The sequence below is a fragment of the Klebsiella sp. R445 genome (assembly GCF_051131755.1).
Classification (GTDB): Bacteria; Pseudomonadota; Gammaproteobacteria; order Enterobacterales; family Enterobacteriaceae; genus Klebsiella; species Klebsiella lignicola.
In genome coordinates, this window is the sequence record NZ_CP180446.1 from 5,022,964 (window position 1) to 5,035,103 (window position 12,140).

At 46.3% G+C, this 12,140-nt stretch carries 10 protein-coding genes; 9 read left to right on the top strand and 1 reads right to left on the bottom strand.

Translation table 11 applies throughout. The features are described 5' to 3' along the window. Positions 1 to 66 precede the first annotated feature (66 nt). Together ACMYSN_RS23600 and ACMYSN_RS23605 are read left to right on the top strand one after the other, a co-directional pair. The gene (locus ACMYSN_RS23600) at positions 67 to 1,437 is read left to right on the top strand and encodes a right-handed parallel beta-helix repeat-containing protein (protein ID WP_462496368.1); all 1,371 of its coding nucleotides are present in this window, start codon (positions 67 to 69) and stop codon (positions 1,435 to 1,437) included. 633 nt (positions 1,438 to 2,070) lie between these two features. Next, a protein-coding gene (locus ACMYSN_RS23605) for an IS3 family transposase (RefSeq protein ID WP_462496369.1) occupies positions 2,071 to 3,326 on the top strand; the annotation gives its coding sequence in 2 pieces (ribosomal slippage) (positions 2,071 to 2,422 and positions 2,422 to 3,326; 1,257 coding nt in all). Positions 3,327 to 3,455: 129 nt separating this feature from the next. Here ACMYSN_RS23605 and ACMYSN_RS23610 read toward each other — a convergent pair. Then, positions 3,456 to 4,460, bottom strand: a complete 1,005-nt coding sequence (locus ACMYSN_RS23610; RefSeq protein WP_462496370.1) for an NAD-dependent epimerase — start codon at positions 4,458 to 4,460, stop codon at positions 3,456 to 3,458. A gap of 1,123 nt (positions 4,461 to 5,583) precedes the next feature. Between ACMYSN_RS23610 and rfbB the strand changes: the two genes are divergently transcribed. The 7 genes from rfbB to ACMYSN_RS23645 all read left to right on the top strand — a co-directional run bounded on the left by rfbB (position 5,584) and on the right by ACMYSN_RS23645 (position 12,139). Then, the gene (gene rfbB / locus ACMYSN_RS23615) at positions 5,584 to 6,648 is read left to right on the top strand and encodes a dTDP-glucose 4,6-dehydratase (protein ID WP_462496371.1); all 1,065 of its coding nucleotides are present in this window, start codon (positions 5,584 to 5,586) and stop codon (positions 6,646 to 6,648) included. A gap of 15 nt (positions 6,649 to 6,663) precedes the next feature. Then, positions 6,664 to 7,533: a glucose-1-phosphate thymidylyltransferase RfbA gene (rfbA, locus tag ACMYSN_RS23620; RefSeq protein ID WP_123755037.1), complete on the top strand. Its 870-nt coding sequence runs from the start codon at positions 6,664 to 6,666 to the stop codon at positions 7,531 to 7,533. 32 nt (positions 7,534 to 7,565) lie between these two features. Continuing rightward, complete coding sequence (gene rfbD, locus ACMYSN_RS23625; protein ID WP_462496372.1) at positions 7,566 to 8,456, top strand: Rossmann-fold NAD(P)-binding domain-containing protein; 891 nt, start codon at positions 7,566 to 7,568, stop codon at positions 8,454 to 8,456. A 13-nt stretch (positions 8,457 to 8,469) separates the two neighbouring features. Beyond that, positions 8,470 to 9,024 (top strand): dTDP-4-dehydrorhamnose 3,5-epimerase family protein, encoded by a 555-nt coding sequence (rfbC, locus tag ACMYSN_RS23630; RefSeq protein ID WP_462496373.1) that lies wholly within the window; start codon positions 8,470 to 8,472, stop codon positions 9,022 to 9,024. Between the two features lie 102 nt (positions 9,025 to 9,126). Beyond that, entirely contained in the window at positions 9,127 to 9,957 is an 831-nt protein-coding gene (locus ACMYSN_RS23635; RefSeq protein ID WP_462496374.1) for a glycosyltransferase family protein, read from the top strand. A 30-nt stretch (positions 9,958 to 9,987) separates the two neighbouring features. Then, positions 9,988 to 10,821, top strand: coding sequence for an ABC transporter permease (locus ACMYSN_RS23640; RefSeq protein ID WP_462496375.1), 834 nt, complete (start codon positions 9,988 to 9,990; stop codon positions 10,819 to 10,821). Then, positions 10,811 to 12,139 (top strand): ABC transporter ATP-binding protein, encoded by a 1,329-nt coding sequence (locus ACMYSN_RS23645; protein ID WP_462496376.1) that lies wholly within the window; start codon positions 10,811 to 10,813, stop codon positions 12,137 to 12,139. Before ACMYSN_RS23640 ends, ACMYSN_RS23645 begins: the two co-directional genes overlap by 11 nt. The last annotated feature ends 1 nt before the right edge of the window (position 12,140 follow it).

The following is a 12,140-nucleotide window of genomic DNA, read 5'->3' on the forward strand; positions in this document are numbered from 1 at the left end:
AAATAAAGATTTATATCAAGCTGTATATTCTGATATGTAGATATCGAGTAACTAAATGAGGTTGCAATGAAAAAATTTACTAGACGCGAAGTGATTGTAGGACTGGCTTCTGGTTGTATTGGTATGATGATACCTACGAAGTTTGTTGTAGCCGGGGTCAGAGAGCAAAACTGGTTGCTATCACTTGACTCCACTAGATCCGCAATTGATGGTGGCGGCGCAACGATTTTGATATCTAGTCCAGTAACACTACGTGCCGGCTATTACTCTAACATGAAATTTGTTCCAGCAGAGGGGTATACTGGGCCGGGGCCAATTTTTGTTGCAAAAAATGGTATTGTAGTGCATGAAAATATAAGTGTATCAGATTTTTCTGGCGCAGGATGCAAAGTCCTTAGTAAACAAGATAAAGGTAATAGTTTTATTGCTATTGGTAATTGTTCATACAACAGAAATGGTGATTTAAAAAGAACTCATCTTATTGATTCTGCAGATTTGCGGTTTTCATCTTCCGTGAAAGTAGTTGATTCAAATTTGTTTAAAAAAGGTGATTATATATGGATTGGTGATGGTAAATTTAAAGTTGAACATATCTATGATAACGAAGTTTTCCTCGAAAGGGGAGGTTTGCCTAATATTATAGGTGCTAAAGTATTTAGTGGTGCTTATGACAAATGTACTCCTGGCCAATATGTTACGATTGATGCTGATGATCGGAATGGTATCAGGATTGGAGATGGGGGATATGCATGGAATATAGATACATCTAAGGCTGTTTTACAATGCAGCAGCAATGCCTGGTTTGGTTTTTTTCATTACTGCAAAAAGTACTTTGGAAAGCAAAGTATAGAGAATATTATATCTGATGATAATGGGTACTGTAATATTGGTTTAGGTTATATGAATGATGGCGTTGTAAGGAATTGCACATCCAGAAATTCAGGGAATAATTGCATCGATATTTTCGAGAGTAAGAGTAGTGTTTATGTTATAGATAATATAATATCAGGTGCTGGGGTGGATGGGATTTTTGTAGGTGGTAATGGTGAGACGGCAACAGTTAGTAATAATGATGTTAGCAACTGCCGTCGGATAGGTATTCTTATTAATGCAAGAAAAAATCCCATAAGTAAATTATTAGTAAAAGGGAATAAAGTAAAAAAAAGTGGTATGAACTCTCTGACATTAACTGGTGTTGAGGGAGGGGAGGTGACCGGTAATGCGTTTGACGGAAGCACTTTAAGACAGGCTATTTACTTAGAAAAAAGACAAGGCTTGAATCTTACTGGGGAATTGGTTATTAAAAACAACATAATCATGAATTCGGTTTCAGGAGATGTCTCTACGAATTATTCTGGTTACGGGAGTAACTCGAAAGCAAAAGTATTGATAGATTCATCGCAAAAACTAAAAGTATCTGGCGTTGAAGGATATTGATAAATAATTTTTCTGTATTTTTAATGGATATGGAGTGTTTTTTTGTTGTTTTTTAAATATTTTTTGAAATTAATATGTTAATTAAACTTTATGCTATGAATAGCATTTCCTATCTCAAGGATTTTAGTGATTACTATATAATTTAATTTCTACTTTTTTAAATCTATTTGTACTAAGAGTGTCTATTCTCCGGTCTGAACTATTGAGTTATAGTCACTGGGCTGCATAAGTGCCTTCTTCACGATTGATATCCTTGATGGTTAGTATGGTGTCGTCGGACTTCCTATCGGCACTTATATGAATTTTAGTTAATCAGGCTTAACGTATCGAGATATGCGTTGCGAGTAAGAAAAACTCTAAAAGTGGGTATTGTATATTTCCAAAATTAAATTGATTCCTTGTAATGTGACGTACCCTATAATTTTGCCCTAAACTCATTGCAGCCCCTGCTGTGGTCGGATATGTTAAATCATACCTTGTAAAGAGCTGCCGTCACTGAGATGTAGATGCCGGAGATAAGCGCCGGAAGGGAAAAGAAGCCTGCAACGCGGGCTTTTTTTGTTTTTGTTGACCCGTCCTGTGACCTGTCCTGAATAGCGTTGACACGTTCCTGACTTAAATCCGGAGAACGTGATGATGACTGAGTTCAAACGCACCCAACGTGATTATCCTCTATCCTTTAAAATAGCCGTTGTCGGGCAGGTCGAAAAAGGCGAGATGACCTACAAGCAGGCCCAGCAGCGGTATGGCATTCAGGGGCGCTCCACCGTGCTTGTCTGGCTGCGTAAATATGGCCGGCTTGACTGGAGCCCCGGTCTTCCTGACCTGGTGAAGAGGAAACTGCCTGTGGCTCAGACGACTGTCCCGCTTACACCCGAGCAAAGAATCAGGGAACTTGAAGAACAGCTTAAGCTGGCAAACCAGAAAGCTGAGTTTTTTGAATCGGTTATCAATGTTCTGAAAAATGATTACGGGGTGAGCATCGTAAAAAAGCGGCCCGGCAAGTCCTCTCGCAAAGTCCGGCCAAAAAAATAACCGTTACACGCGTATGCCAGTTCCTGGGGCACAGCAGACAGGCATGGTATCAGGACAACACAAGGCGCAGAAAACAACAGGAACATCATGCTCAGGTTCTTGATTTTGTTGCCCGCGTCAGGTGCCGTCAGCCGCGAATCGGTACGCGTAAACTGCACTATCTGCTGAACACTCAGGCCGATAAAACGCTGAATATCGGACGGGACCGTCTGTTTAACCTGCTGGATGAATACCGACTTCTGGTGCCAGTGAAACGGGCATATCACAAAACCACCAACAGCCATCATCGCTTTTACCGGCATCCTAATCTGCTGAAACCCGGCCCTGAACAGGTTACCGCCCTTGGGCCAGAGCAGGTCTGGGTCGCTGATATAACTTATCTTCCTCTGCGCAGCGGCACGGCTTATCTGAGTCTGGTCACTGATGCCTGCTCCAGAAAAATCGTGGGCTACCATGTCGGGGAAAACCTGCAGACAGAAAATGTGGTAAAAGCGTTCAGACAGGCACTGAGGCAGAGAAAAACAACAGGTCCGCTGGTACACCACTCTGACAGAGGACTGCAATACTGTTCGGTGCTTTATCAGTCAGTTCATGAAAGAAACGGAATAACCTGTTCAATGACCGATGGTTATGACTGCTACCAGAATGCGCTGGCTGAGCGGGTAAACGGGATCCTAAAAAATGAATTTTTACTCTCGCGTCCTGCAGACCTGGCGCAGGCCCGGGAAATGGTAAAAGAATCCGTGGCAATCTATAACCATGAGCGGCCACACCTGGCCCTGAAATACAAAACGCCCGATGATGTTCATCAGGCGTTTTACAGACAGAAAACTGTCAACCTATATCAGGACTAGTCATTGTACCAACGTCCCGAATGCGAAGTATGCATGGAGTTGTTTGAACAGAAGTTTAAACACCTCCATGAAAAAAGCATAAAAAAACCGCAATCTGGGATTGCGGTTCGGAATGACAGCTGTGATGACTCAGGCGTTGTAATACCGTTTGTACCACTCCACGAAGTTCTTCACCCCGTGCTTAACCGACGTCTCCGGCTTGAAGCCTACAAGATCATACAGCGGCCTGGTGTCTGCGCTGGTTTCCAGCACATCTCCGGGCTGCATTGGCATCATGTTCTTCTCTGCCTCCATTCCCATCGCTTCTTCCAGTGCGGTGATATATTCCATCAACTCGACCGGTGAGCTGTTACCGATGTTGTAAACGCGGTAAGGAGCAGAGCTGGTTGCTGGGGAACCATTCTCTACCGTCCATTCTGCATCTGGCTGCGGGATCACATCCTGTACACGAATGATCGCTTCTACGATGTCATCGATGTAGGTGAAGTCGCGCTTCATTTTGCCGTAGTTATAGACGTCGATGCTTTTACCTTCCAGCATGGCTTTCGTAAACTTAAACAGCGCCATGTCCGGACGTCCCCATGGACCATATACGGTGAAAAAGCGTAACCCGGTGGTGGGAATGCCATACAGATGAGAATAGGTATGTGCCATCAGCTCATTGGCTTTTTTCGTTGCGGCATACAGCGATACCGGATGATCGACCGAATCGTCGGTGGAGAACGGCATTTTGCGGTTCAGGCCATACACCGAACTAGAAGAGGCATACAGCAAATGCTGTACTTTGTTGTGGCGGCAGCCTTCCAGAATGTTCAGATAACCGATCAGGTTAGCATCAGCATAGGCGTGAGGGTTTTCAAGCGAGTAACGAACACCTGCCTGTGCCGCCAGATGGATCACGCGTTCAAACTTCTCTGTGGCGAAAATCTGCTCCATTCCTTCTCGATCGGCAAGATCGGTTTTATAAAAAGTGAACAGGGGAGACTTCAGTAGATCCAGCCGAGACTGCTTAAGACTGACATCGTAGTAGTCATTCATGTTGTCGATGCCAACAACCTCGTGACCTGCCTCCAGAAGGCGCTTGCTTACATGAAAGCCGATAAATCCTGCGGCTCCAGTGACTAAAAACTTCATATTCATCCTCCGGGTTGCTTGTTCCCCGCTATATATATTTGCAGATTTTACACTGGCTTGCCTCGGGGGTCATCTGCTTTACCGTTGCAGGATATGAGTAGACGAAATGACGTACCGCTCACCATTTCAGGCAGTACCTGAACGATTTCCGATGTATACGCTGCGCATTGCAAATGGTAATTATTATCACATGGTGAATACGTTAGCCTATTAATAATACCTGCTGTTTTTTATGGTGGCTATCAGGGCGGTCAGACTTTCAGCAAATCCTGGCGTCAGTTATCACTGCTCAATATTGTATCTATTTATAAATTTTCCGAATCATTTCTTGAAATCATTCGCAATTACTATACTAAACTCAGCGTTTTTTAAATTTTACCTTATGTATCATTTGGTTATAATTGTTTTTTCTGTGTGTGTATATGATGTATCAATAATGTGTATTTCGTTCCTGAATGGATTCATTATGGTTTTTCATTTTTATTCTCTCAGACCAGAGCTATAATGCGCCTGCCATTTGTGCGTCGTACAGATTCATTATTGCTAAAACTCACTTTCAGCTGCGGCAGATGGTTGGCTGAACGGCATTTGTGTCGGCCGGATTCGTCTACAGAAGAAAGGTGCAACTGACCGGTGGGAGTACTGGTTATTCCATCTGCTGTAGTTCTGCGACAGTTTGAGTAAACCCTTACCGACAGGTTACCGGCGTTTGCTGAATGGTTTTAAGCACTGGTGGGTTTTCGTGATGGCGAGCGGTAGCGAGATGAATTGAGAAAGTCCTGATGGAAAGGAAGATGCAAAATGGGGAGAGTAGCGGCTTCTTCAGTCACAGGATGTGCAGAGGGCACGTTTGAAAACAGAGCTATATCCATTGATATACCTCTGTTTTTAGCTTTTTTGCGCAAAGCTGACTAGTCTGCAAGTGGTTACTTAAGCTTTGTATCAACAGCGAGTATGCGTCAGGCCTACGTTTCAGAGTCTGGTTGACTTTGAAACCAAGTGTCGCGATTACAGCATAGCAGCGTTACGCGCTTTGGTTGCGATAGCCAATGGCGGTAGCGTGTCTGAAATTTTTAAAAATATGCCTGAATGGCATTTAACTTATTGAAAAACGAGAGAGAGTATGAAGATCCTTGTCACCGGTGGCGCTGGGTTTATTGGTTCTGCCGTCGTTCGTCATATCATTGAGAATACTCAGAATGACGTGCGCGTAATGGACTGCCTGACTTACGCAGGTAATCTCGAGTCTCTGGCTTCTGTAGCCGACAACAGCCGTTATTCTTTCTCGCGTACGGATATTACCGACGCCCAGGGCGTGGCTCAGCAGTTCAGTGAGTTTCAGCCTGATATCGTGATGCACCTGGCTGCCGAAAGCCATGTTGACCGCTCTATTGACGGCCCGGCCGCCTTTATCCAGACCAACCTGATTGGCACCTTTACCCTGCTGGAAGCGGCCCGTCACTACTGGTCCGCTCTTGATGCGAACGCCAAAAAGGCCTTCCGCTTCCACCATATCTCCACTGATGAAGTCTACGGCGACCTCGAAGGCACTGACGATCTGTTTACCGAAGAGACGCCGTATGCGCCGAGCAGTCCGTACTCAGCCTCTAAAGCCGGCAGCGACCATCTGGTCCGCGCCTGGAACCGCACCTACGGCCTGCCGGTGGTGGTGACCAACTGCTCAAATAACTATGGCCCATACCACTTCCCGGAAAAGCTGATCCCGCTGACCATTCTTAACGCCCTGGCGGGCAAACCGCTGCCGGTGTATGGCAACGGGGAGCAAATTCGTGACTGGCTCTATGTCGAAGATCATGCCCGGGCGCTGTATAAAGTGGCGACCGAAGGCCAGAACGGTGAAACCTACAATATCGGCGGCCATAACGAGCGTAAAAATATCGATGTGGTCAGAACAATTTGCGCCATCCTGGATAAAGTGGTGGAGCAGAAGCCCGGCAATATCAGCCATTTCGCTGACCTGATTACCTTTGTTAAAGATCGCCCGGGCCACGACCTGCGCTATGCGATCGATGCGGCGAAAATTGAACGTGACCTTGGCTGGGTGCCGCAGGAAACCTTTGAAAGCGGGATCGAGAAAACCGTTCACTGGTATCTGAACAACACTACCTGGTGGCAGCGCGTGCTGGACGGCTCGTATGCCGGTGAACGTCTTGGTCTGAATAACTGATAAGGATATGACCAAATGAAAGGTATTGTTCTGGCCGGCGGTTCCGGCACCCGTTTATATCCCATCACCCTGGGCGTGTCTAAACAGCTGCTGCCGATTTATGATAAGCCGATGATTTATTACCCGGTATCGGTGCTGATGCTGGCCGGGATCCGCGATATTCTGATCATTACCACCCCGGAAGACATGCCGGCATTCCAGCGTCTGTTGGGCGACGGCTCACAGTTCGGAGTGAACTTCAGTTACGCCATTCAGCCATCTCCGGATGGACTGGCACAGGCATTTATCATCGGTGAAGAGTTCATCGGTAACGATGCCTGTGCGCTGGTGCTGGGTGACAATATCTATTTTGGTCAGAGTTTTGGCAAGAAACTAGACGCAGCGGCCAGCAAAACGTCCGGTGCCACGGTGTTCGGCTATCAGGTCCTCGACCCGGAACGTTTCGGCGTGGTGGAGTTCGATGAACACTACAAAGCGTTGTCGATTGAAGAAAAACCGTTGAAACCAAAATCAAGTTGGGCAGTGACTGGCTTGTATTTCTACGACAACGACGTGGTAGAGATGGCGAAAGCCGTCAAGCCGTCTGCGCGCGGTGAGCTGGAAATCACCACCCTGAACCAGATGTATCTGGAGCGCGGCGATCTGCAGGTGGAGCTGCTGGGACGTGGTTTTGCCTGGCTGGACACCGGGACACATGACAGCCTGATTGAGGCCTCACAGTTCATTCATACCATTGAGAAACGTCAGGGGATGAAGGTTGCCTGTCTGGAAGAGATCGCCTTTAGAAATAAATGGTTATCTGCTGAAGGGGTTGCGGCACAGGCCGAAAAGCTAAAGAAAACTGAATATGGCGCCTATCTGCAACGTCTGCTCAGCGAACGTTAATCACCTACCGACGGTAAACAAGGTATTGAATCATGAAAATTTTACTGATTGGTAAGAATGGTCAGGTCGGCTGGGAACTTCAGCGTTCGTTGTCGACGCTGGGAGAGGTGGTGGCGGTTGACTATTTCGATACGCAACTGTGTGGTGACCTGACTAATCTGGACGGCATTGCTCAGACCGTCCGGCAGGTGAAACCGGATGTGATTGTGAATGCAGCTGCCCACACCGCTGTCGATAAAGCGGAAAGTGAGCGCGAGTTGTCTGACCTGCTCAATGACCGGGGCGTGGCGGTGCTGGCTGAAGAGTCAGCGAAGCTGGGTGCCCTGATGGTGCATTACTCCACCGACTATGTGTTCGACGGCGAGGGCAGTCACTATCGTCAGGAAGATGAGGCCACCGGGCCGCTGAATGTCTACGGTGAAACCAAGCGCGCCGGTGAACTGGCGCTGCAGCAGAGAAACCCACGTCATCTGATTTTCCGCACCAGCTGGGTCTACGCGACCCGCGGGGCGAACTTTGCCAAAACCATGCTGCGTCTGGCAGGTGAGAAAGAGACGCTGTCGATCATCAACGATCAGCACGGTGCTCCAACGGGTGCTGAGCTGCTGGCAGACTGCACCGCTATCGCTATTCGCGAAGAGCAGCGGAACAAAGCGGTGGCAGGTATCTATCATCTGGTGGCCAGTGGCGAAACCAGTTGGTATGACTACGCGCGTTTTGTATTTGATGTGGCCCGTACGCACGGTTCGGTACTGGCGGTGAAAGAGGTCAACGGGATCCCCACCACGGCCTATCCGACACCGGCAAAACGGCCGCTAAACTCTCGTCTGTCGAATGATAAGTTCCAGCGGGTGTTTGGCGTGACCCTGCCGGACTGGCGCCAGGGCGTTGAACGAGTTGTTGTTGAAGTTTCAGGCAAATAAGTGAGCAGTTGAAATGAATATTATTAAAACAGACATTCCTGATGTCCTGATTTTTGAGCCTCGCGTGTTCGGTGATGCGCGTGGTTTTTTCTTTGAAAGCTTCAGCAGCAAGGTGTTTGATGAGGCAGTGGGTCGTCATGTTGAGTTTGTGCAGGACAACCATTCCCAGTCGCAGAGGGGTGTGCTGCGTGGTCTGCACTACCAACTGGACCCGCATGCTCAGGGCAAACTGGTGCGCTGCACCGAGGGTGAAGTGTTTGACGTGGCAGTTGACGTGCGTCGTTCATCCCCGACCTTCGGTCAGTGGGTAGGCGTGGTGCTGAGTGCAGAGAACAAGCGTCAGCTGTGGATCCCGGAAGGATTCGCGCATGGCTTTATGGCTCTGAGTGAGACGGTGCAGTTTGTCTATAAAGCGACCAATTATTATGCGCCACAGTCTGAGCGCAGTATCCGCTGGGACGATCCGGACATTGGCATTCAGTGGCCTGCAATGAATGATTGTGCGCTTTCTTTATCTGAGAAAGATATGCAGGCTCATATGCTGGCAACCGCTGAAGTTTATGCCTGATAGAGAATTGATTCGTAAAATTGATACGCTTAATACAACCTCTTTTTTTCACTATAATTATAATAACTAATGAGCTGTATTCACTCTAAAGGTAATAGATTAATGACTTATGAAGCAATGAAGCCAAATATTATCGCTTCTATTGTATTATTTAATCATTCCTATGATGATATTAAAGATACACTGACCTCATTATGTAATGAGAATAGTGTTGAAAAAGTTGTCTTAGTTGATAATGGTGGTTGCCAGTGGGTTACAGAACTAGACGAACCGAAGATTAGCTACATTAAATCTCCGTATAATTGTGGCTTTGGGGCTGGTCACAATCTGGCTCTGAAGGCTGATCCTGAGTTCAATGGCTATTTTTTGATTTGTAATCCTGATGTTAGTTTTTCCAGAGGAGAACTTGACCATTTATTGTCTTTTGCCTGGGATAATAAATATACATTCGTCTCACCTAAAATCCTCTATAAAAATGGCGATCGGCAATATAGTTGCCGTTTATTACCCACGCCCGTTAATCTCTTTTTAAGACGATTTTTACCGACAACTGCGATGAAGTTTGATCTTGAATATGAATTGATGGATGCTGAGTACGATAAAGTTTTCTCACCACCTTCAGTTTCCGGCTGCTTTATGTTGTTAACGAATGCTCTGCTTCAAAAACTTGATGGTTTTGATGAGCGTTACTTCATGTATCTGGAAGATGTCGATCTGTGTCGACGGGCTTTGCCATTGACCAAAATATACTACTGCCCGGAAACGACAATTATCCATGTGTTCAATAAAGGGTCTTATAAAAGCAAACTATTGCTTTGGTATCATGTGCGTTCGGCAATCTCCTACTTTAACAAATGGGGATGGTTTTTTGACCGAAAGAGGCATGCGTACAATAAAAAAGCCCTGCTTGAAATTCCCCGGAAGTTAGATTGATTTTTCAGATAATTTTATTACGAGTTTAAAATGAAAAACCCGCATCAAAAACTTTCATCATCACCCATAGAAATTGTTCGTAGTATTTCTGGCCACTGGAGCATAATTCTTCAGATGGCAAAGCGTGATGTCATCGGAAGATATAAAGGTTCAGTGATGGGCTTGCTTTGGTCCTTTTTAAACCCACTGTTCATGCTGACTGTGTACACTTTTGTGTTTTCGGTAGTATTTAAGGCTCGCTGGTCAGCTGGTGGTGACGAAAGCAGAACCCAGTTCGCGATAATCCTGTTTGTCGGTATGATTGTCCATGGCTTCTTCAGTGAGGTCATTAATAAGGCTCCATTGATCATACTCAGTAATACGAATTATGTGAAAAAGGTTATCTTCCCTCTGGAAACCTTGCCTGTGATTTCTTTACTGGCAGCGCTGTTCCATACCGGTATTAGCTTGTTGGTACTGCTGGTGGCTTTTTTCCTCTTTAACGGCTATTTGCACTGGACAATTGTATTCTTGCCGGTGGTGTTCTTCCCGCTCATCATATTCTGTCTTGGCTTATCATGGATCCTGGCCTCTCTAGGGGTTTTTCTCCGCGACGTGAGTCAGACCACAGTCATTATTACTACCGTTATGATGTTCTTATCACCGGTATTTTTCCCAATAAGCGCTTTGCCTGCAAAATATCATATTTGGATCATGCTTAACCCGCTGACCTTTATTATTGAACAAGCCCGCAGCGTTCTGATTTGGGGCGGGATACCTAACTTCTTAGGTATCTTACTGTATTCCATGGGGGCATTAGTTGTCGCCTGGTTGGGTTTTGTCTTCTTCCAGAAAACAAGGAAGGGGTTTGCTGATGTCCTTTAATGAAATTGCAATCCAGGTCACAAATCTGAGTAAGTGTTATCAGATTTATGCGAGTCCAACCGACCGCTTAAAACAGTTTTTTGTGCCAAAAATTCAGCAGGTCGCGCGTCGAGAGCGTAACTGTTATTTTCGGGAATTTTGGGCGCTGGACGACGTTTCCTTTAGTATCAAAAAAGGTGAAACCGTCGGGATCATTGGCCGTAACGGCGCGGGTAAATCCACGTTACTGCAGATTATCTGCGGCACCTTAACGCCTACGGCGGGTGATGTTCGAGTTAATGGGCGTATTGCTGCTTTACTGGAACTTGGCGCTGGTTTTAACCCCGAGTTTAGCGGGCGTGAAAACGTTTATCTGAATGGTTCCGTACTGGGGTTAACTAAAGATCAAATTGCGGCTAAATTTGCCGAGATCGAAGAGTTTGCTGACATTGGCCAGTTTATCGATCAGCCAGTTAAAACATACTCCAGTGGGATGTATGTGCGTCTAGCTTTTGCTGTTCAGGCTTGTGTTGAGCCGGAAATTTTAATTGTCGATGAGGCGCTAGCTGTCGGCGATATTGGGTTCCAGTACAAGTGTTATAAGCGTATGGAAGCTCTGCGCGCGAAGGGGGTTACCATTATCATGGTGACTCACTCAACCGGCAGTATTCTTGAATATGCCGACCGCTGTTTAGTGATGGATCACGGTAAGCTGATTGGTGATACGACGGATGTTCTGGCGGCGGTACTGGCCTATGAAAAAGGAATGATTCTTGCCAATGGCAGCGAAAAATCGGCCGTAAATAGCCAGGCCAGCAACGAGTCAGTGGAAGATGTTAGCGTCGAACAACTCAAAGACATTCAGTCGCGTACGACTAACGAGGAGATTGGCGAGAAGCGCTTTGGTAGTGCACGCGCTATTATCGAAGACCTGACAATCTATAAATCTGACGGTACAACTCTTGCTGACAAGCCATTGATTAAATCTGGCGAAGAAGTCACGTTCGATTTTACGATTTTGGCTACCGAAGAAATTAAAGATATTGCGTTAGGCATTTCGATGTCAAAAGCGCAAGGTGGAGATATCTGGGGTGACAGCAATATTGGCGCAGGTTCAGCGATTACGCTTCGACCCGGTCGTCAACGTATCGTGTATAAAGCCACGTTACCTGTAAACTCAGGAGACTATCTCATTCACTGCGGTCTAGCTATGGTCGGCAGTGGAAATCGCGAGGAACTTGATCAACGTCGTCCAATGATGAAGGTTAAATTCTGGTCTGCAAGGGAGTTAGGTGGTGTGGTTCACGCTCCGTTGAAAATCGTTTCGAATGGAGAGTAAT